The 19,848-nt window shown below is 71.7% G+C and carries 21 protein-coding genes; 13 read left to right on the top strand and 8 right to left on the bottom strand.

Annotation, left to right across the window (positions count from 1 at the left end):
- The first annotated feature begins 115 nt into the window (after positions 1-115).
- Positions 116-1,648, top strand: a complete 1,533-nt coding sequence (locus tag ACIBG7_RS11845; protein ID WP_397336044.1) for an amidohydrolase family protein — start codon at positions 116-118, stop codon at positions 1,646-1,648.
- A gap of 61 nt (positions 1,649-1,709) precedes the next feature.
- Here ACIBG7_RS11845 and ACIBG7_RS11840 read toward each other — a convergent pair whose 3' ends face one another.
- On the bottom strand, positions 1,710-2,462 hold the full coding sequence (locus ACIBG7_RS11840; protein ID WP_357929929.1) for a GAF and ANTAR domain-containing protein: 753 nt from the start codon (positions 2,460-2,462) through the stop codon (positions 1,710-1,712).
- 177 nt (positions 2,463-2,639) lie between these two features.
- Between ACIBG7_RS11840 and ACIBG7_RS11835 the strand changes: the two genes are divergently transcribed.
- From ACIBG7_RS11835 to ACIBG7_RS11820, 4 genes are all read left to right on the top strand, one after another.
- Positions 2,640-3,011, top strand: coding sequence for an STAS domain-containing protein (locus ACIBG7_RS11835; RefSeq protein WP_357929631.1), 372 nt, complete (start codon positions 2,640-2,642; stop codon positions 3,009-3,011).
- Between the two features lie 9 nt (positions 3,012-3,020).
- A complete protein-coding gene (locus ACIBG7_RS11830; protein WP_397336043.1) occupies positions 3,021-3,563 on the top strand; it encodes a GNAT family N-acetyltransferase in 543 nt (180 codons plus the stop codon).
- A 74-nt stretch (positions 3,564-3,637) separates the two neighbouring features.
- A complete protein-coding gene (locus ACIBG7_RS11825; protein WP_357929636.1) occupies positions 3,638-4,588 on the top strand; it encodes an adenylate/guanylate cyclase domain-containing protein in 951 nt (316 codons plus the stop codon).
- Between the two features lie 42 nt (positions 4,589-4,630).
- Positions 4,631-6,391 carry a DUF885 domain-containing protein gene (locus ACIBG7_RS11820; RefSeq protein ID WP_397336041.1) on the top strand — a complete coding sequence of 587 codons (1,761 nt, stop codon included), beginning with the start codon at positions 4,631-4,633 and terminating at the stop codon, positions 6,389-6,391.
- 68 nt (positions 6,392-6,459) lie between these two features.
- Here the strand turns inward: ACIBG7_RS11820 and ACIBG7_RS11815 are convergent, their stop codons facing one another.
- Positions 6,460-6,900: a methyltransferase domain-containing protein gene (locus ACIBG7_RS11815; RefSeq protein WP_397336040.1), complete on the bottom strand. Its 441-nt coding sequence runs from the start codon at positions 6,898-6,900 to the stop codon at positions 6,460-6,462.
- A gap of 356 nt (positions 6,901-7,256) precedes the next feature.
- Between ACIBG7_RS11815 and ACIBG7_RS11810 the strand changes: the two genes are divergently transcribed.
- Positions 7,257-8,222 carry a hypothetical protein gene (locus tag ACIBG7_RS11810; protein ID WP_357929644.1) on the top strand — a complete coding sequence of 322 codons (966 nt, stop codon included), beginning with the start codon at positions 7,257-7,259 and terminating at the stop codon, positions 8,220-8,222.
- A gap of 54 nt (positions 8,223-8,276) precedes the next feature.
- Here the strand turns inward: ACIBG7_RS11810 and ACIBG7_RS11805 are convergent, their stop codons facing one another.
- Positions 8,277-8,414, bottom strand: a complete 138-nt coding sequence (locus tag ACIBG7_RS11805) for a hypothetical protein (RefSeq protein WP_357929646.1) — start codon at positions 8,412-8,414, stop codon at positions 8,277-8,279.
- 480 nt (positions 8,415-8,894) lie between these two features.
- On the opposite strand from ACIBG7_RS11805, the gene ACIBG7_RS11800 reads away from it, so the two are divergent.
- From ACIBG7_RS11800 to ACIBG7_RS11785, 4 genes are all read left to right on the top strand, one after another.
- On the top strand, positions 8,895-9,956 hold the full coding sequence (locus ACIBG7_RS11800; protein WP_357929649.1) for a hypothetical protein: 1,062 nt from the start codon (positions 8,895-8,897) through the stop codon (positions 9,954-9,956).
- Complete coding sequence (locus tag ACIBG7_RS11795; protein ID WP_397336039.1) at positions 9,941-11,170, top strand: hypothetical protein; 1,230 nt, start codon at positions 9,941-9,943, stop codon at positions 11,168-11,170. Before ACIBG7_RS11800 ends, ACIBG7_RS11795 begins: the two co-directional genes overlap by 16 nt.
- Before the next feature lie 60 nt (positions 11,171-11,230).
- Complete coding sequence (locus ACIBG7_RS11790; protein WP_397336038.1) at positions 11,231-11,752, top strand: GNAT family N-acetyltransferase; 522 nt, start codon at positions 11,231-11,233, stop codon at positions 11,750-11,752.
- Positions 11,753-11,864: 112 nt separating this feature from the next.
- Complete coding sequence (locus ACIBG7_RS11785; RefSeq protein WP_357929658.1) at positions 11,865-12,788, top strand: DUF1838 family protein; 924 nt, start codon at positions 11,865-11,867, stop codon at positions 12,786-12,788.
- On the opposite strand, the gene ACIBG7_RS11780 is transcribed toward ACIBG7_RS11785, so the two are convergent.
- Positions 12,770-12,976, bottom strand: coding sequence for a copper ion binding protein (locus ACIBG7_RS11780; RefSeq protein WP_357929661.1), 207 nt, complete (start codon positions 12,974-12,976; stop codon positions 12,770-12,772). The two genes, ACIBG7_RS11785 and ACIBG7_RS11780, sit on opposite strands and share 19 nt — an antisense overlap.
- A 216-nt stretch (positions 12,977-13,192) precedes the next feature.
- On the opposite strand from ACIBG7_RS11780, the gene ACIBG7_RS11775 reads away from it, so the two are divergent.
- Together ACIBG7_RS11775 and ACIBG7_RS11770 are read left to right on the top strand one after the other, a co-directional pair.
- Positions 13,193-13,549, top strand: coding sequence for a DUF485 domain-containing protein (locus tag ACIBG7_RS11775; protein ID WP_397336037.1), 357 nt, complete (start codon positions 13,193-13,195; stop codon positions 13,547-13,549).
- The gene (locus ACIBG7_RS11770; protein WP_397336036.1) at positions 13,546-15,198 is read left to right on the top strand and encodes a cation acetate symporter; all 1,653 of its coding nucleotides are present in this window, start codon (positions 13,546-13,548) and stop codon (positions 15,196-15,198) included. The genes ACIBG7_RS11775 and ACIBG7_RS11770 overlap by 4 nt, the downstream gene beginning before the upstream one ends.
- Here ACIBG7_RS11770 and ACIBG7_RS11765 read toward each other — a convergent pair.
- The 4 genes from ACIBG7_RS11765 to ACIBG7_RS11750 form a co-directional block, all read right to left on the bottom strand.
- Positions 15,195-15,767, bottom strand: a complete 573-nt coding sequence (locus ACIBG7_RS11765; RefSeq protein ID WP_357929670.1) for a GNAT family N-acetyltransferase — start codon at positions 15,765-15,767, stop codon at positions 15,195-15,197. The genes ACIBG7_RS11770 and ACIBG7_RS11765 overlap by 4 nt on opposite strands.
- Complete coding sequence (locus ACIBG7_RS11760) at positions 15,764-17,239, bottom strand: APC family permease (RefSeq protein WP_397336035.1); 1,476 nt, start codon at positions 17,237-17,239, stop codon at positions 15,764-15,766. The genes ACIBG7_RS11765 and ACIBG7_RS11760 overlap by 4 nt, the downstream gene beginning before the upstream one ends.
- Before the next feature lie 61 nt (positions 17,240-17,300).
- Complete coding sequence (locus ACIBG7_RS11755; RefSeq protein WP_357929676.1) at positions 17,301-17,933, bottom strand: GPP34 family phosphoprotein; 633 nt, start codon at positions 17,931-17,933, stop codon at positions 17,301-17,303.
- Between the two features lie 200 nt (positions 17,934-18,133).
- On the bottom strand, positions 18,134-19,006 hold the full coding sequence (locus tag ACIBG7_RS11750; RefSeq protein WP_397336034.1) for a 3-methyladenine DNA glycosylase: 873 nt from the start codon (positions 19,004-19,006) through the stop codon (positions 18,134-18,136).
- 90 nt (positions 19,007-19,096) lie between these two features.
- Here ACIBG7_RS11750 and ACIBG7_RS11745 point away from each other — a divergent pair, with 90 nt between their 5' ends.
- A complete protein-coding gene (locus ACIBG7_RS11745; RefSeq protein WP_357929682.1) occupies positions 19,097-19,828 on the top strand; it encodes a ZIP family metal transporter in 732 nt (243 codons plus the stop codon).
- Positions 19,829-19,848: the final 20 nt, after the last annotated feature.

Genomic DNA, 19,848 nt, shown 5'->3' with positions numbered 1-19,848 from the left:
TGGCACGCTAGGCGGGCCCGGGGCCGTCCCTCTTCGTCCGACTCGACCAACGCGCCCCGCCTTGTTAGGTGTCTGACGACAAGATTTGCCGATTCATCGGGTGTTGAGTGCTGTCATGCATGATCTCCTCCTCCGTGGCGGGACCGTCCACGACGGCCTGGGCTCCCCCGAGGTCGTGGCCGACGTCGCGATCTCCGGCGGCCGGATCACCGCCGTCACGCCGGGCGCGGCCGGGCCCGCCCGGCGCGTGCTCGACGTCTCCGGCCTGATCGTCGCCCCCGGCTTCGTCGACCCGCACGCCCACTCCGACCTCGTGCCGCTCATGCCGGATCCGCAGCCCTTCAAGCTGCTGCAGGGCGTCACCACCGAGATCAACGGCAACTGCGGCTTCTCCTACGCCCCGCACGCGCCCGCGCTGGCCGAGCTGACCGGCGAGCGGGTGCCGGAGTGGAGCTTCGCCGGCTACCTGGAGGCCGTCGCCGCGGCCGGGCCGACCAACCACGTCGCCACCCTGGTCGGCCACTCCACTCTGCGCGGCGCGGTGGCCGGCTTCTCCCCCGCCCTCACCCCGGAGCAGCACGCCCGGATGCTGGAGCTGGCCGAGGAGGCGTTCGCCGCGGGAGCCTGCGGGCTGTCCAGCGGGCTGATCTACCCGCCGGGCTCCTACGGCGGCACCGACGAGCTGGTCGCCCTCGCCGGCGTCGCCCGGCGGTACGGCCTGCCGTACACCACGCACATGCGCGACGAGGGCGCGCGGCTGGCCGAGGCCCTGGACGAGGCGATCGAGGTGGCGCGGCGGGCCAGGGTGCGGCTGCAGGTCTCGCACTGCAAGGTCGGCGGGCGGGCCAACCACGGGCAGGCCGGGATGCTCCTCGGCAAGCTGCGCGCGGCCCGGGCCGAAGGGCTCGACGTGCTCGGCGACCAGTACCCCTACCTGGCCGGCTCGACCGTGCTGGCCGCGCTGCTGCCGCCGGTCGCGCTGGAGGGCGGCGCGCTGCCCGAGCGGCTCGCCTCCGCCGCCGAACGCGCCCGGCTGCGCGAGCTCACCGCCGGCACGGGCAGCGGCACCGGGCTCTGGCGGGACGCCGACCCGGACAAGGTCACCGTGATCACCCACACCCGCCCCGGCGTCGTCGGCCGGACGCTGGCCGCCCTCACACCGGCCGGCGGCGACCCGTGGGAGGCGCTGTGCGAGCTGGTGGCGGCCGACCCGGCGGCGACCATGGTGATCGAGATGATGGCCGAGCCGGACGTCCAGGAGATCATGGCCGACCCGCTGATCGGCATCGGCTCCGACAACGGGCCGCCCACCGGGCTGGAGCACCCGCGCACCTGGGGCTGCTTCCCGCGCTTCTTCGGCGCCTACGTGCGCGAGCGCGGCGTCGTCTCCTGGGCGGAGTCGGTGCGGAAGGCGACCTCGCTGACCGCCGCCCAGTTCGGGCTGCACGGCCGCGGCTGGCTCGGCGCGGGCGCGGTGGCCGACGTGTGCGTCTTCGACCCGGCCACCATCGGCCATCCCGGCACCTACACCGAGCCGTCGCTGCGGCCCACCGGCATCGTGCACGTGCTGCTGGAAGGCCATCCGGTGGTGGAGTCCGGCGGGTTCACCGGCGAACGCCGCGGGCGCGTGCTGCGCCCGCGGCGTTAGCGGTACCGGTCTCCTCGTCGGACTCCCGGCTCGCCCACCCCCGTGCGGCGAGCCGGCGGGATCAGATCGGCTCGTCGAAGGCGGGCGGGCGCGGGTCGTGCCCGGTGGCCGAGCGGACGATCTCGGTCGCCAGGTCGTGCAGCTTACGGTTGCTGCGCTGCGAGGCGGCCCGCAGCCAGGCCATGACCTGCCCGGCGTCGCACCGGCGGCGGGCCATCAGGATGCCGATCGCCTGGTCGATCACCGCCCGGCTGGCCAGCGCGTGCCGGAGCTGCGCCACCAGCTCCGCCTGCTCCGAGGCCCGCAGGGTGGCCTGGAGCAGTATCGCGGTGTGCTGGGCGGTCAGCTCGGCCGCGGCCTGGACCGCGTCGGTGAAGCCGTCACGCTGCTCGGAGTAGAGGTTGAGCGCGCCCAGGACCTGCTCACCCGCGGCCAGCGGGTGCGAGCAGACGCTTAGAATGTCGCGTTCCAGAAAGCGGTTGGGCAGCTCACCCCAGCGGTGCTCGGCGGCCAGGTCGTTGGAGCAGACCACCCGCCCGGTGCGCATGGCCTCCCGGCACGGGCCGTCGCCGGACTCGGCCTGCATCCGGTCCAGCGACTCCACGCGCGAGTCGCTGGAGGCGGCGGTCAACCGGCCGCCGTCCTGGCCCAGAGTGAAGCCGACCATGGGGTGGGTCGGCATGCAACGCGAGGCGATGTCCGCGATCTGACGCAGCGCCTGTTCTGTACTGATCGTGTTCAGGAGCACCGCGGTCAGCTCGTGCAGTGCCTCGGCCAGACGCCCGTTCTCCTCGGACCGCTCCAGGCCGGTCATCAAGACAACCTCCTCATGTTCGGGTAACGGTCTCCTTACCTAAAGACAGCGGTTGATGCATACGTTCGGAAAGCCGCGCGTCCGTGACCCCCCTCGCCTAGACTTCCGCAGCAGTAGCCGGTCGGTTCGGAGGCGCAGCCCCGGTCGGTCCGCGCTGCCCTGGCGAGGTTTCGCTTCATGCCCCTCCTGATCACCCTGCGTCGTCTGCCCGGCCGCCTCGTGCTGGCCCTGGAAGGCGAGCTCGACCTGGTCTCCGCCCCCGCCTTGCGCGAACGCCTCGACACCGTCCTCGCCGAGCACCCCGAGCCGGACCTCGATCTCGACCTCGACCTGACCGGGGTCGGCTTCCTCGACTGCGCCGGAGCCCGCGTCATCGCCGAGGCGCTCGACCGGCTGGAGGAGCGCGGGGGCCGGCTCACCGTGCTGCGCCCCAAGCCGATCGCCCTGCACCTGCTCCAGCTCATCGGCCTGGCCCCCGAACTGCGCATCGTGGGGGCCACGCCGTACCGTGACCGGACGGTCCGCCCGGACGGCGGCCCGCGGGGCTAGCCTGGGCCCATGCCACGCACCGTGGAGACCGCGCGGATGCTCCTGCGCCCCTTCGCCGCCGGCGACGCCGGCGAGCTCTTCGCGCTCGACAACGACCCCGAGGTCATGCGCCACATCAGCAAGCGGCCGGTCTCCCGCGAGGAGGTCGAGCGGGAACTGCGCTGGTTCATGCGGCCGGGCGAGTACGGCTTCTGGGCGGCCGAGGAACGGGCCGGCGGCGGCTTCCTGGGCTGGTTCCACCTGCGCCCCCGCGAGGAGGATCCGCCCGGCCACGCCGAGCTCGGCTACCGGCTGCGCCGCTCGGCCTGGGGCCGCGGCTACGCCACCGAGGGGGCGATCGCCCTGGTCGCGCTGGCCTTCGGCGAGCTCGGCGCCGAACGCGTCTACGCCGAGGGCATGGCCGCCCACACCGCCTCGCGGCGGGTGATGGAGAAGGCCGGGCTGCGCTACGTCCGCACCTTCGACGCGGGCTGGCCGGAGGTGCTCGACGGCGCCGAGGAGGGCGACGTGGAGTACGAGGCGCTGCGCGCCGACTGGCGTCCCACAGGCTGAGACGCCCGGGGTATGGAACGGGACCCCGCGGGTGTTATCGTGCCCGCTACCGCGAGGAAACGGGCAGGTCACGCATGGCAGCAGAGGATCGCCTCGCTGAGGCGTTTCTGGGCGAGACCCGGCGCTACACCAGTCACCAGGTCGCCGAGATGGCCGGGGTCCCGGTCTACCGGGCCCGGCGCTTCTGGCGTGCCCTGGGCTTCGCCAACGTGGCCGACGACGCGGTCGAGTTCACCGACTCCGACGTCAGCGCGCTCCGGACGCTGCTGTCCCTGGTCAGCGAGGGCGTCTACGACGAGGAGCACGTGCTGCTGCTGGCCCGCTCGCTCGGCCGGGCCACCGCGCGGCTGGCCGAGTCGCAGGCCGAGCTCGGCGCCGAGACGCTCGACCAGGCCGGGGTACCGCTGCACGAGCGGCCGGCCGCCTGGCGCAAGCGCGCCGCCCGGGTCGTGCCCGACCTCGAACGGCTGATGACCTACACGTGGCGGCGCAACCTGGCCGCCTCCGCCGGCCGCCTCGCCGACCAGGACACGCATGCCGTACGGCTGGCCGTCGGCTTCGCCGACCTGGTGGGCTTCACCCGGCTCAGCCGCCAGCTCACCGAGAGCGAGCTGGCCCAGCTCGTCGAACGCTTCGAGAGCCGCTCCCAGGACGTCGTCACCCTGTACGGCGGGCGGGTGGTCAAGACGCTGGGCGACTCGGTGCTGTTCGTCGCCGACCGCTCGCACGACGCCGCCGAGGTGGGCCTGCGGCTGGTCGAGGCGCACCAGCGGGTGCGGCTCATGCCCGAGCTGCGGGTGGGGCTGGCGGTCGGGCCGGTCATCGGGCGGATGGGCGACGTCTTCGGCACCACGGTGAACCTCGCCAGCCGGCTGACCGCGCTGGCCAACCCGGGCACCGTGCTGGCCGATCCCGCCCTGGCCGCCGAGCTGGCCGACGACGTGGCCTTCCAGGTCCGGCCGGTCAGCAAGCTCACCGTGCGGGGGCTCGGCGAGCTCGTCCCCAGCGCGATCCAGAGATCGTAGGGTGAGAGCTGGTACAAACCGCCCAAACCAGCAGGAGCTTGCATGTCGGTCAACGAGGACCTGGCCAAGATCGCGGCACGTTACTTCCAGCAGAAGATGACCGCCGACCCCTTCACCGCGACGAGCTTCGGCATCCCCGGCTACGACGCCCTGGTCGGCGACCCCAGCCGTGACGGCGACCGCATGCGGGCCGCCGCCCTGGAGGAGACCGCGCTCGACCTGGCCGCCCTCGACCCCGCCCGGCTGGAGGGGCAGGACCGGATCACCCGCTCCATGCTCGTCACCCTCGTCGAGACCGAGCTCGCCGAACTGGCCGGCGCGGCCGGCGAGGTCGGCGTCACGGCCGGCATCGCCGCCGTGCAGACCGGGGTGCTCAGTCTGCTGCCCGCCACCCCGCTGCCCACGGCCGAGCGGGTCGCCGACTACCTCACCCGGCTGGAGGGGCTGGGCGGGTACTTCGACGCGTGGCTGGAGCGCTACCGCCAGGCCGGCCGCGAGGGCCGCCACCAGACCGCGCGCGGGCTGCGCCAGGCCATCGCCCAGCTCGACGAGTACCTGGCCGGCGACCCCAGCGCCGACCCCCTCCTCGCCCCGCTCCCCGCCTCCGCGGAAGCCCTCGACGGGGGCGCCGCGGGTGGTCTTGACCGGGGCGACTCGGGAACCGGTGACGGGGCCGCCCGCGAGGCTGTCGTGTTGCCGGCCGATCCTCGGGCCGAGGGGCAACGCATCGTCGCCGAGATCGTCCGGCCGGCCCTGCTCCGCTGGCGGACCGCCTTCGCCGAGGAGTTCCTCCCCGTCGCCCGCGACGACGACCACGTCGGCATCTGCCACGTCCCCGGCGGCCGCGAGGCCTACCTGGCCGCCGCCCGCCAGCACACCACCACCGACCTGACCCCCGAGGAGATCCACCAAATCGGCCTCGACGTCATCGCCGCCCTCCGCGAGGAGTTCGCCGAGGTCGGCGGGCGCGCCCTGGGCCTCACCGACCCCGACGCCGTCATGGCCGCCCTGCGCGAGGACACCTCCCTCCGCTTCGAGACCGCCGAGCAGATCATCGCCAGCGCCACCGAGGCCCTCGACCGCGCCCAGGCCGCGCTCGGCGACTGGTTCCTGCCCTACGCCATCGCCCCCTGCGAGGTCCGGCCCATCCCCGAGGTGGCGGCCAAGGACTCCGTGCTGGCCTACTACTCCCCGCCCATCGCCGACGGCTCGCGGCCCGGCATCCACTGGATCAACACCTACGACCCCGCCTCGCGGGCGCGGTACGAGTACGAGGCGCTGGCCTTCCACGAGTCCGTCCCCGGCCACCACCTCCAGCTCGCCATCGGCCAGACCCTCGACGGCCTGCCCGACTTCCGGCGCTTCGGCCACTTCACCGCCTACGGAGAGGGCTGGGGCCTGTACACCGAGCGGCTCAGCGACGAGATGGGCCTCTACAGCGGCGACCTGCAGCGGCTCGGCATGCTCTCCTTCGACGCCTGGCGGGCCTGCCGCCTGGTCGTCGACACCGGCATGCACCACTTCGGCTGGTCCCGCTCCCAGGCGGTGCGGTTCATGCGGGACAACAGTGCGCTGTCCCAGGTGAACATCGACAACGAGGTCGACCGCTACATCGCCTGGCCCGGCCAGGCCCTGGCGTACATGGTCGGCCGCCTGCGTCTCCAAGACCTCCGCCGCCGCGCCGAGGACGCGCTGGGCGAGCGCTTCGACATCCGCGTCTTCCACGACAAGGTGCTCTCCAGCGGCTCGGTCCCCCTGGCCACCCTCGAAGAGATCATCACCGACTGGATCACCACCGCCTGACCCGTTCTCCCGGTCCCTCGGGTCACCCGCCCCACTCCTCCGGGTGCCCCGAGGGCCGAGCGCCTCCGTCAGCCGAGGGGCGCGGTCGCCCGGAACCCGGCCAAGTCCCCCGACCGCAGGGGGGTGACCGCCCACCCCTCCTCCGCCACCGCCCCCATCGCCCGCTCCACGGCGGCCGACGGGCCGCCCGGCGTCTCGTACACCACCACCAGCCGCCCACCCGGCCGCAGCACCTCCCGCAACACCGCCATCTCCCGCGCCGGCGACCGCGTCCAGAACAGATTCACATTCACCGCCAACGCCTTGTCGAACCACCCCCCACCCCCTGCCTCCCCCTCACCCCCGAGCTCCCCCGCCAGCTCTGCCACCTCCGCGACCACGAACCGAGCCCGCGCATCCCGCACCCGCCGCCGAGCCCGCTCCACCTGGGTCCCCGACCGATCCACCCCCACGACCGCCCCGTCCCCCAGCCGCTCCAGGATCAGCTCCACCGCCACCCCCCCCCGCACCCGACCTCCAGGACCCGCTCCCCCGGCCCCACCTCCAGGCACTCCACCGCCCACCGCAACCGCTCCGGAATCGCCATGGACCACCTCTAACACACCCGCCGCCCAGGGACCCGTGAAACCGTCGCCGGCGAGGTCTACAGTGGCTAGCGTGGCCCCGGTTATGACGCGCCGACGGCCCTGACGAGTGCGGGCACCTCCCAGCCGCTTGCCCCGGCCCAGAGGTGCCTGCCTCACCTCATCTGAGCCCGGCCATCGCCAGATAGACCATGACGAGCGCCGCCACGCAGAAGGCGGACCCGGCGAGGAGGACCAGCGCCACCCGCAGGACCTGGCCCGGCAGCAAGGTCACGCAGCCGATGCTCGGCGAAGCCCTCGGGTTGAGCCCGGCGAGCATCTCGGTCTGGGAGTCGGTCAGCAATCCCGCCGTCCCGCCCGCTGGTCATCTCCGCACCTACGCCGCGATCTTCGCCACCCCGCGCTCCGTGCAGGGGCGGGTGATCCGCCCCATCCCTCCCGCCGACCTCACCCCCGAGGAGGCCAGGCGGTACGGCGAGCTGGAGCGGGAGCTGCTGGAGCTGCACCGCGCCGCCACCGGGCAGCGGAGCGCCTCCGGGCCGCGGGCGGCCGCGGCGGTCGACCCGTGGGAGTTCGCCGACGGTGGAGCCGTGACCATCGTCTGCGGCGGGCTCTCGGCCAAGCTCCGCGAACGCATGCCGTACACCGACCCAGACGATCCCGACTACACCGACCTCTACTCCTGGGCCGACCCCGACTCGCTGGTCGAGCTGTACGGCCACATCCGGGAGCACAATCCCGGCTCGACGGTGAACTACCGGCGTTCGGGGCACCTCGCCTCGGACGACTACGCCTCGCATCTGGTCCTGCTCGGCGGGCCCGACTTCAACGACGAGACGCGCAAGGTGCTGCGCAGGATGCCGATGCCGGTCACGCTGGAGTCGAGCCGGGCGACCGAGGAGGGCCCGTACTACGAGGTCCCGGGCGCGGGCCGGCACCATCCCGTCCTGATCGAGGAGGGCAGCGTGCTCCTGGAGGACGTGGCGTGCTTCTACCGCGGGCCCAATCCCTACAGCCCCGATCGGACGCTGACGATCTGCGCGGGCATCTACGGCCGGGGCACCTTCGGGATCGTGCGCGCGCTGACCGATCCGTCGCGGCGGCAGGGCAACGCCCGTTTCCTCGCCGAGCGTTTCGCCGGGCAGCCGGCGTTCGGGCTGCTGTCGCGGGTGCTGGTGGAGGACAACCGGACGCTCACGCCCGACTGGACCCGCCCGGAGTTCCGCCTGCACGAGTGGCCCGGCTGACCCGGGAACAGGCCGCTGGAGATGGGCGCGGCGTTGCGCCCATCTCGGCACTCGTCACCGCAGTCCGGCCATCGCCAGGGAGATCGTGAGCAGCGCCGCGACGCAGAACGCGGAGACGGCGAGAAGGACCAGAGCGGTCTTCAGCAACGTGGCGACGGTCCGGGTCAGGCTCCGGAGGGACGCGAGCGTCACCCAGATAAAGAATGCGGCTATTAATGCTAGAAATCCCACTTTGTCCGTATGGGCCGCGGACAACTCCTCCGTCATGACGAGGACGGTGCGAAGTTGCAGAACGGACGCTATGTTAAGCATGCGACTCCTGAAGGTTTTGACGCGCCGATGGAGTCCGGCCGCGGCCTCATCCGTCTCCGGATTGCCCTGAGTGCCGCAGCGCGGTGGGGTGTCTGCTCGCGTAGTGCCCCTGCCTCGCCTGGAGGCGATCGCGCCGTCGCCGTGCCGTTCGCTACAGAGTTCATTTTACCCCGATTGAAATTCTGAAATTTCCAAAAATCACACCTGATTTCAGATCGAGGCATTCCCGTGCGGGGGTAGGCTAACCACCACGGCTCGCAGGAAATCCCGATCGTGCGTTCACCGGCACTTCCTCCCGGGCTGACGACCTGGTGCTTCTTCAAAGAGTTGAGTGAACATCAGCGAGTTTCAAATGGAACTTTGAAGTTCGGAGGTGCGGGCGTCATGGTCAAGCGCGAGCTGGCCCACGAACTCCGTCGGCTGCGCACCGAGCACTGGCCGGGCAAGAGGATCAAGCAGGACGTGCTGGCGAAGGCGCTCGACGTGCGTTCCTCCAGCGTGTCGATGTGGGAGTCGCCGCGGAGCACGTCGGTCCCCCCGGTGCGGCGGCTCGAGGACTACGCCCGGATCTTCTGCACGGACCGCTCGTTCAACGGCGACAGCCTGCGGGTTCTCGACGACCGGGAGCTGACCTCCGGCGAGCGGGCGGAGATGGAGCGGCTGCGCAAGCACCTGCTCGGGCTGCGCCCGGAGGCCCAGCGGCAGGCGCACGCGGCCTCGGAGGCGCCGTTCCCGGGAGCCGACCCCTGGGTGTTCACCGACGGCAAGCCGATCACCATCGTCACCGCCGAGATGCCCGCCGATCTACGGCCGGTCGCGGAGTACAGCTCCCCCACCAGCCCGCACTACGTGGAGTCCTACCGCTACGCCGACCTCGACGCGATGTTCGAGCTGCACGGCCACATCAGGGCGGCCAACCCGGCCAGCCACGTGACGCGGTGCACCCACACCATGCTCACCGCCGACCTGCTGGCCCACCACCTGGTGCTGCTCGGCGGCGTGGACTGGAACCAGACCACCACCGACGCGCTGACCCGGATCAAGCTGCCCATCCGGCAGGTCAACGACTGGGACGGGCCGCAGGGGCCGTACTTCGAGGCGGACGGCGAGCGCCACCATCCCAGAACGGCCGGCGACGCGCTGGTGGAGGACGTCGCGCTCTTCTACCGGGGGCCGAACCCGCTCAACAAGGAACGCACCCTGACCATCGCGAACGGCATGTACGGCAGAGGCACCTGGGGCGCGGTCCGCACGCTCACCGACGCCGAGTTCCGGGAGCGCAACTCCGCCTACATCCGCGAGCGCTACGCCGGCTGCACCGAATTCGCCATCCTCACCCGCGTGACCTTCGTTCAGGGCGAGGCCATCACCCCGGACTGGACCATCGAGTCCTCTCGCCTGTTCGAATGGCACACACCATGACCTCCGACGCCACCCCGTTGCACCACGGAAGCCACCGCCACCTGCTGCTGGCGCTGGACGCACCCGTGGGCACGGCCCGGGTCGACGCCATCGTCGTCCCGACCGTCCGCAACCCCCTGTCGCTGCGGCACGCCGTGGAGGTCGCCGGCGAGCTGGCCTGCCCGCTGGTGCTGCTGTGCAGCGGCCGATATACCAGCGCGGCTCTCGCGCACTGGTACTACCGCGACAGCGCCCCGGAGATCATCGCGATCGACGTCCCGGACCAGCGGCTGCTCAACCTCCCGTCCTTCGCCACCTCGCGGCTGCTCGCCCGCACCGCCGGAGGCCGGTTCCAGCGCCATTCCGACACCTCCGCCAAGCGCAACCTCGCGCTGCTGCTGGCCCGGCTGCTCGGCTGGAAACGCCTGGTCTTCCTGGACGACGACATCAAGATCGGCGCACCCGACGACCTGCGCCGGGCCGCCGGCCTGCTGGACGTCTACAGCGCGGCGGGGCTGAGCGTCGGCGGCTTCCCCGACAACTCGGTGGTCTGCCACGCCAACCGGCTGCTGGGCGGGCGGCAGGACTCCTTCGTGGGAGGCGGGGCGATGGCCGTCGAGACCACGCGCACCGTCTCGTTCTTCCCCGACATCTACAACGAGGACTGGTTCTACCTGCTGGACGGCAAGGGCCTGCAGCAGCTCGCGGTCACCGGGAAGGTGCTCCAGGACCCCTACGACCCCTTCCGCACGCCGCAGCGCGCCCGCGGCGAGGAGCTCGGGGACGTGCTGGCCGAGGGGCTGTTCTGGCTGCTCGACGAGAACAAGCCGATCACCGAGGCCGACGAGGCGCACTGGAGGATGTTCCTCGGGCTGCGCCGCAGGTTCCTGGACGACCTGCTCGCGCGGCTGCGCGCCCGCTACCCGTCGACCCCGGAGCAGGCGCGGATGGAGGAGGCGCTCAAGGCGTCGCGAGGCCGCCTGGAGCTCATCGCCCCGGACCTCTGCGTGACCTACCTGCAGGCGTGGGAGGCCGACCGGCAGCGGTGGGCCCGCTTCCTCAAGCACCTGGCACCGATCCCGGCGGGGCTGAGCCGGAAACGGACCGTGCACCTCGCGGTCAGCCGCCTCTTCACCGCTCCCCTGCCGCAAAAACCCCTGTATCACTCCATAGGCCACCAAATCCCGCAAGTGCCGTCAAACCCTGCCAAAGCGCACGAGCCCGCCTTGGTGTGACTTGACAGACTTCGCCGCTGAACTTGTGACCTCGGGGCGGGCCTGCCCAAGGTAGGTGTCATGCGTCACGTCCGCATCGCCGAGGCCGAGGAGGACGATCTTCCCTCTCTGGTCGACGCACTGGGACAGGAGCACTACTTCGCCACGCAGCTCGCGCGCCAGCGCGACGGGCACGGGGTGCTGCTCGTGGCACTGGACCGGTTCACCCCGGTCGGGGACGTGTACGTGTGGCTGGCCGAGGCCGAGGAGCCCGAACTGCGGGACGGGCTGGCCGGGGTGCCGCTGCTGGTGCATCTGGAAGTGGCGCCGCGGCATCGGGGGCGGGGCATCGGCACGCGGCTGGTGCTGGCCGCCGAAGAGGTGGTACGGCGGCGCTGCGGGCGGGTGGCGCTGGGCGTGAGCCCGCAGGACCACCGGATGCACCACTTCTACCAGCGGCTGGGCTATCGGGCGTGGCGCTGGGAGCCGGTGCGGACGCATCGGGAGAGCTGGGACGAGCAGGGGCGGCTGCTCAGGGAGCCGGACCTGTGCCGGGTGCTGATCAAGGATCTGCCGCCGAGGTCGGTCGAAGGGGCGCTCTGAGGGGAGCCGCCCCGGTCGGCCGAAGGGTCGCTCTGAGGGAGCCGGCAGAGACCGGGAAGGCGCGCGGCGAATCTGCTTTGCCCAGCAGCCCCGAGCGGCGATCATGCTAGGCATGACTGACGACTCCCCCGAGAACCCCACCGCCCCCGGCCCGCTGTACGAGCAGGTCACCGACGTCAAGGCCAGGGCGTTCCTGCAGGCCATGGGCCGGCCGGACGGGCAGGACATGGTGTACCGCATCTCCGGCTCGGTCTACGCGCACGTCCCGGCGGACGCGCTGGCGCCGGCACTGCGGCACGGGCAGAAGCTGTTCGGGCTGGAGGGCTACAACGTCCGCCGGTTGTTCCGCGAGCCGGGCACCGACCGGCTGCACGTGCTGACCCGGGAGTTCGCCTGCTACACCGACCCGGCCGACCCGGCCCGGGTGCTGCGCGAGTGGGCCAACCCGCTCGACGGGCGGATCTACCCGGTGGTGCCGATCAACAACGACGCGGTCAACCTCGGGCCGTTCCCGGTGGGGCCCGGCTTCCGCGGCTTCCCGTGCCGGGAGATCCACGGCGAGTGGGTGTGGAGCATGGACATCCCGCCCCGGACCGACCTGCTGGGCACGGTCGGCGACGACTTCGGGCTGGCCGGCGGCATCTACACCACGATGGAGATGTTCGACTTCTACGTGAGCGCCGAGGAGGCGCGGCAGCGGGCGGAAGGCCTGCCGTACGGGGCGATGCGGGTGAAGAACAGCTGGACCCGCAGCGGGCCGTGGGCGCCGTTCATGGGGCTGCGCGAGCGGGAGACCGAGGGCGGGCACCTGGTCTACCACGCGCGGAGCTGGAGCCTCGACTCGGTCGAGGAGGTGGAGCCGTGGCTGCGGGAGGAGGCCGGGCCGCTCTATCTGAGCAGCCCGGAGGCGCCGGGGCCCAACCAGACCTCGTGGACGTCGTTCTGGGCCAAGCAGCTCGGCGCGGGTGAGCTCACCTGGGCGAAGTGGTGCGAGGAGAATGGAAGGCCGCAGCCGGGTCAGGAGACCAGTTCGTAGCCGGCTTCCTCGACCGCGGCGCGCACGGCCTCCTCGGCGACGGGGGCGGCGCTCTCCACGGTGAGGCGCCCGCTTTCGAGGTCGACGTCGACCGAGGTGACGCCGGCGACCTCGCCGACCTCCTCCTTGACCGAGGAGACGCAGTGTCCGCAGGTCATGCCCTTGACGGTGTAGGTAGCAGTGCTCATGGGCCCCTACTGTACCCCTGCCCGGTATCCCCTTCGCGCGGGGCGTGGATTTTCCCAATTCCCCGGAATTGAACGCCCCGGAACCCGTATCTTTTTGGAGTTGCATCGCCACATAGCGTGATCAGGGGAGGGTCCGTGGGAGGGCGGCACAGTTATGCCGGTTTAGCGCAGGATCGACGGTTCAGGCTGCTGCGGACGAGGTTCCGGAGGCTGGCCGTGAGCGTCGTCGTCTCCTTCCTCGGCTGGTACTTCCTCTACATCATCCTGTCGGCCTTCGCCCGGGACTTCATGGCGCGCCCGGCCATCGGCAACATCAACATCGCGATGCTCCTGGGCATCCTGCAGTTCGTCTCGACCTTCTTCCTGGCCTGGCGTTACACGCGCTACGCGCGGCGGATGCTGGACCCGCTCTCGCAGCAGTTGCGCGAGGAGGCCGAGCGGCAGCGCGCCGAGCTGGACAGCATCGAGCAGATCATGGCCGAGCGCCGCCGGATCGAGACCTGGACACCGGAGCGGGCCGGCCCGGCGGCGCGGGGCGCGCGGCACCGCAGGTCCTACGGGGAGACGCGATGACCGGCGGGCGGTTGCTGACCTTCGGGCTGTTCGTGGTCTTCATCCTGATCACCCTGGCCGTGACGTTCTGGGCGCGGGCCAACACGCGGGGCAAGGACGACTTCTACGCCGGCGGCCGGGCCTTCTCCGGCCCGCAGAACGGCCTGGCGCTGGCCGGCGACTACATGTCGGCCGCCTCGTTCCTGGGCATCGCGGGCATCATCGCGCTGTCGGGCTACGACGGCTTCCTGTACTCGATCGGCTTCCTGGTGGCGTGGCTGCTGACGCTGCTGCTGGTGGAGCTGATGCGCAACGCCGGCCGCTTCACCATGGCCGACGTGCTGACCCACCGGGTACGGCGGCAGCCCCGGGTCAGGACCGCCGCGGTGATCTCGACGGTGACGGTGAGCGTGTTCTACCTGCTGGCCCAGATGGTCGGCGCGGGCGCGCTGGTCTCCCTCCTGCTCGGCCTGGAGGGCGGTACGGCGAAGGCCGTCACCATCGTGGTGGTGGGCGCGATGATGATCTTCTACGTCAGCTTCGGCGGCATGAAGGGCACCACCTGGGTGCAGATCATCAAGGCGGTCCTGCTGATGGCCGGCACAGTCGTGCTGACCGCGCTGGTGCTGGGCCGCTTCGGCTTCAACATCAGCGCGCTGCTCGGCGCCGCGCAGGAGGCCAGCGGCAGGACCGGCTTCCTCGACCCGGGCAACCGCTTCGGCCGGACCGTCCCGGGCGACCCGGTCGGCACGCTGATCAACAAGCTCGACTTCATCAGCCTGGCCCTGGCCCTGGTGCTGGGGACGGCGGGCCTGCCGCACATCGTCAGCCGCTTCTTCACCGTGCCCGACGCCCGCGCCGCGCGCACCTCGGTCAACTGGGCGATCGGCCTGGTGGGCGCCTTCTACCTGATGACGCTCGCGCTCGGTTTCGGGGCGACCGCGCTGGTCAGCCCGGAGCGCATCATCGCCGAGGACCCCAGCGGCAACACCGCGGCGCTGCAACTGGCGCAGGTGCTGGGCGAGGCGGTGGCCGGGCCGGTCGGCGGCGACCTGCTGCTGGCCTTCATCGGCGCCGTCGCCTTCGCGACCATCCTGGCGGTGGTCTCGGGCCTGGTGATGGCCTCCTCGACCTCGCTGGCGCACGACTACTTCGGGCACGTGCTGATGTTCGGCCGGCCGCGGGAGTCGCAGGAGGTCGCCGTCGCGCGGCTGTCCGCGTTCGCGATCGGCCTGCTGGCCGTGGTGCTGGCGGTCGTCGCGCGCAACCAGAACGTCGCCTTCCTGGTGGCGCTCGCCTTCGCCATGGCGGCTTCGGCCAACCTGCCGGCGATCGTGCTGTCGCTGTTCTGGAAGCGCTTCAACTCCACCGGGGTGGTGTCGGGCATCTACGGCGGGCTGGGGGGTTCGCTGCTGCTGGTGCTGCTCTCCCCGGTGGTGTCGGGGAAGGTCGACCCCGTGACGGGCGGCAGCCTGTCGCTGCTGCCCGCCGGGGTCGACTTCCACGTCTTCCCGATGGAGAACCCGGGCCTGGTCTCCATCCCGTTCGGCTTCCTGTGCGCCTGGCTCGGCACGGTGCTCAGCACCGAGAAGGCCGACCAGGAGCGGTACGACGACCTGTCGGTGCGCTCCCTCACCGGAACGGGAGCGCACACGCCGCGCCAGGACTAGGCGCCGGGCCGCCACATGGGCCAGAACAGGGTGCCGTCGGGCAGCGCGAAGGTCTCGCGCGGCTCGTAGCCGTGCCGCAGGTACAGGGCGCGGCTGGACGGGCTGCTGGCCTCCAGGTAGGCGGGCAGGCCGCCGAGTTCGGCGTGGTGGTGCTCCATCAGGCGGCTGCCCAGCCCGCGGCCCTGGCTCTCCGGGTGCACGGCGAGGAAGGCCAGGTGGTGGTGCGGCTCGTGCGGGTGGTTCTTGCCGAACAGCTCGTCCAGGACGCGGAAGCGCTCGACGTTGTCGCCGACCGCGGCGGCCTGCCGTACGTCGTAGTCGGGCGGGTCGGGCACCTCGCGGTCGTTGTGGAACCAGACGGCCACGGCCGGGCCCTCGTCGAGGACGTCCACGTGACCGTGGAGCATCGCGTGCTCGACGAGGATGCGGAAGTTGGCCGCCATGATCTCCTGGCGTCCCGCGGGGTCGGGCAGCAGGTAATTGACCGCCTTGAGCGGCTGGAAGGCGGTGGCGACCAGCTCGGAGACCCAGCCGGCCTCTTCTGGGGCGGCGCGGCGGACGGCCGTCAACGGACCGCCTCCGTCCCGGCCTTGGCGCCCAGGCCGATCTGGGCGTACACCTGCGGGTTGGTGGAGCGCAGGACGAGCGCCCACACCACGCCGAGGACGACGACGCCCGCGTAGACGATGGGCACGACGGTCACCATGGGGTGGTCCGGCCCGAGACCGAGGATCACGTCGAAGCTGGTGATGCCCACGTAGGCCATGACGCCGAGGATGATCGCGGCGGGGACGGGCGCGACGAGGCGGTGGCCGACGCCCTCGCCGCGGTGGTCGCGCAGGAAGAACAGCACGATGGCGACGGCGGTGGCGAAGAGCAGGACGAGCACGCCCGCGCCACCGGTGGCGCCGCCGACGAAGAAGGCGACGATCGGGTCGCCCTGGAAGAACATGACGGCGAGGATGATGAGCAGCGCCACCCCGCTCTGGGCCAGCGAGCCCGCCTGGGGGGCGCCGGTGCGCACGCTGGTACGGCCGAAGGCGGCGGGCAGGATGCGCTCGCGGCCGAGGGCGAACAGGTAGCGGGCGATGGTGTTGTGGAAGGAGATGGAGGCGGCCAGGAGGCTGGTGATGAACAGCACCTTGGCGATGTCCACGACGACGCTGCCGAACTGGGCTCCGGCCAGCACGAAGACGGTTTCGGCGGAGTTGTCGGTGGCGAACTTGACCAGGTTGCCGGGGCCGGTCGCGACCGACAGCGCCCAAGTGGACAGCGCGTAGAGCACGGCGATGATGGCGATCGAGGAGTAGGTGGCCAGCGGCACGGTACGGCGAGGCTCGCGGCTCTCCTCGGAGAAGACCACCGCGGACTCGAAGCCGACGAAGCCGAGCGTGCCGATGACGATGAGCGCGGCGGCGCCCTCGGAGAACAGCAGGCTGGGCGAGGCGGCCGCGAAGGTGAGGCCCTCGGCGGAGGGGTTGAGCAGGTCGCCCAGGTTGAACAGCAGGATGACGGCGACCTCGGCGGTCAGCAGGACGGCCAGCAGCTTGCCGTTGACGTCGACGCGCAGCACGCCGAGGACCGCGACGAGCAGCCAGGCCAGCAGGGCGATGACCCCCCACGGGATCTGCAGCCCGATCCAGCTTTCGAGCAGCCCGGAGGCCTGGACGCCGAGCATGAAGAAGGCGCCGACGGCCAGGCCGTTGTAGGCGACCATGGCGAGCCAGGCCGCGGCGACACCGGCCGGGCGGCCGAGGCCGTGGGAGATGTAGGTGTAGAAGGCGCCGGCGTTGGCCATGTGGCGGGCCATGGCCACGTAGCCCACGGAGAACAGGGCGAGGACGAGTCCGACGGCGATGAAGGCGATGGGCAGGCCGATGATGCCGGTTCCGGCGATGGCGGAGGGAACGACGCCGCCGACCACGGTGAGCGGGGCCGCGGCGGACATGACGAAGAAGACGACCGAGGGCGCGCCTAACCGGTTGGCCGCGAGGGCGCCGGCGATCCGGTCCGGCTGCTTGCCGGATTCACGGGTGAGCATCGCTGTCCTTTCTGAGGCTTTGGTTGGGGGGTTCGTCAGAAGCGACGGAGGAGCGGAGGGTTCAGGAGCGGTAGGTCAGGACGGCGTCGCCGACCGCGGCGCTGACGTGCCGGCCGAGGTCGGCGAGCGGCTGGGGCAGGGCGGCCAGCACGGTGGTGAGGTAGCGCCGGGCGATCTTGCGTTCGGCGGGGTCGTCGACCACGACGTCGGTCATGCCGCAGGAGTCGACCAGGACGGCCAGGGCCATGTCCTCGGCGGCGAGCGGCTGCCAGCGCACCAGGGCCATGTTGAGCCGGGTGCGCGGCCACATGGCCTGGCCGAAGTCGGGGGCGTAGTAGCGGCTCACCTTGCGCTTGATCAGCCGGGGCGCCTCGCGTTCGAGCCGGCCCGCGGCGATCATGCGGCCCGCCACGTCGGTGATGGAGCGCTGGGCGAGGTAGGCGAGCCAGGTGCGGACGTCGGTGTGCTGCGGGGAGCCGGCCATGTCGGCCAGGACGGCGTCGGCGACCGTCTCCCCCACCGGGCGCCGGTCGGCGACCCGGATGGTGGCGCCCTGCACGGCGACCCGGCTGTGCAGGACGAGTTCGGCCAGGAGGGCTCCGGCCAGGCCGAGCGCCACCCCTTGGACGTGGAGGCGGGGTTTGCCCGAGCTCGTGGTGTCCCAGGCGATCAGGAAAAGTTCATCGGCCAGCAACCGCGCGCTCCTTGCAGACAGCCGCAAACCGACGGCCGTTCGGTGGACATGCCCAGTGACCTGCCCCCGCAGGCAGCGCGAAATGTTTATCAGAGTCCCAGAGGCCCGGCTAGCCCCACGATTCCTATTACCTGTTAAATCCGCCTTTGTCCTGATTTATCGGGCCGATTCTCCGGGCCGATTCTTCCGACAGAAAGAGTTTACGGTTGTACCATTTCGGCGCTGGGAGACTTCCGCAACGAACGGCACGCGACCAGCAGCCGCTCACGCAATACCGAAGCCCGTTCGGAAAAGCCGCGTTGTGCCGCCGCATACTCGGTGCGCCCTTCGGCGCTCTCGATCGGGATCGGCCGGTAGCCCAGTGCCCGCAAATCGTAGGGACTGGCCCGCATGTCCACTTCGCGGATCTCCCGCGCCAGCTCGAAACAGTCGGCCACCAGCTCGCTCGGCACCAGCGGCGAGAGTTTGTAGGCCCATTTGTACAGATCCATGTTGGCGTGCAGGCAGCCGGGCTGTTCGAGGTCGAGCTGGCGCTCGCGGCTCGGCTGCAGCGCGTTGAGCGGCCGGGCGGGCTCGGTGAAGAAGCGGAAGGCGTCGAAGTGGCTGCACCGCACGCCGCGCCGCTCGACGACCTCGTCGATCTCCTCCGGCGCCAGGCGCAGGGGCTGGGCGGCGTGCCGTACCTCCCGGGTCCGGTAGACCATGGCCCACTCGTGCAGCCCGAAGCAGGCCAGGTGGGCCGGGCGGGACGCGGTGGCCGACAGCAGGGCGACGGTGAAGTCGAGCAGCGCCCCGCGCCGCTCCAGCAGCCGGTCGGCGTCGAGCACGGCGCCCTTGGGGGTGTCGAGGTACTCCGGCCCGAAGTCGCGGGCGCCCTCCAGCAGCACGCCGGCGCCCGGGTGCCAGCGGCGCAGCCGCGCCGGGCGGTGGCCGTAGTAGGTGAACAGGAAGTCCTCCACCGGATGCGGCTGCCCGCTCTGGCGGCGGCGCAGATGCCCTTCGAGCCAGGCGTCCACCCGCCGGCCGTGCGCCTCGGCCCGCTCCTGCCACTCCTGCCGGTCAAGCTTTCTCACCGCACCATGGTAGGAACGGTTCGCCCACACCTGCGCAAAGATCGCGTGGCAACCGGCTCCGGCGGGGCCCGATCCCGGCAGGGTGGGCGCATGGCGGTCCTGGTTGCCCTGCTGGCGTTCTGCTCGACCCTGCTGGGCGGGCTGGTCGCGGCGCGCATCGGCGAGCGGCGGCAGGTGGTGCTGGGGCTGGCCGCCGGGCTGATGCTCGGCGTGGTCTTCTTCGACCTGCTGCCCGAGGCGCTGGAGCAGTCGGGCCAGGAGGTGTTCGGCGTGCCCGCGGCGATGCTCATGGCGGTCGGCGGGTTCCTGACGCTGCACCTGATCGAGAAGGCGCTCGCGCTGCACCGCGGCCAGGAGGAGAGCTTCGGGCAACACCACCACGGGCTCGAATCCGTGGGCTTGCTGACCGCCTCGGGGCTGGTCGCGCACAGCTTCCTCGACGGCCTCGGCATCGGGCTCGGCTTCCAGGCGGGCACGGCGCTCGGCGTCTCGGTGGCCATCGCGGTGATCGCGCACGACTTCGCCGACGGCTTCAACACCTTCACCGTCACCACCCTGTACGGCAACGCCCGCCGCCGGGCGGTCGCGCTGCTGCTGGCCGACGCGGCGGCCCCGGTGGCCGGCGCGGTCGCGGGCACCCTGCTGCGGGTGCCGCCCGAGCTGATCGGCCTCTACCTGGGGTACTTCGGGGGCTTCCTGCTCTACCTGGCCACGGCCGACATCCTGCCGCAGGCGCACGCGGTGCGGTCCTCGCGGCTGACGATGGCCGCGACGGTGGCGGGCGCGGCGTTCATGTGGCTGGTGGTCGGCCTGAGCCACTAGCGGCCTGAGCCACTGGCCGG

The organism is Nonomuraea sp. NPDC050328 (assembly GCF_044459405.1).
Classification (GTDB): domain Bacteria; phylum Actinomycetota; class Actinomycetes; order Streptosporangiales; family Streptosporangiaceae; genus Nonomuraea.
The sequence above is the reverse complement of the archived record's forward strand: the minus strand, read 5'-3'. Positions and strand labels throughout refer to the sequence as shown.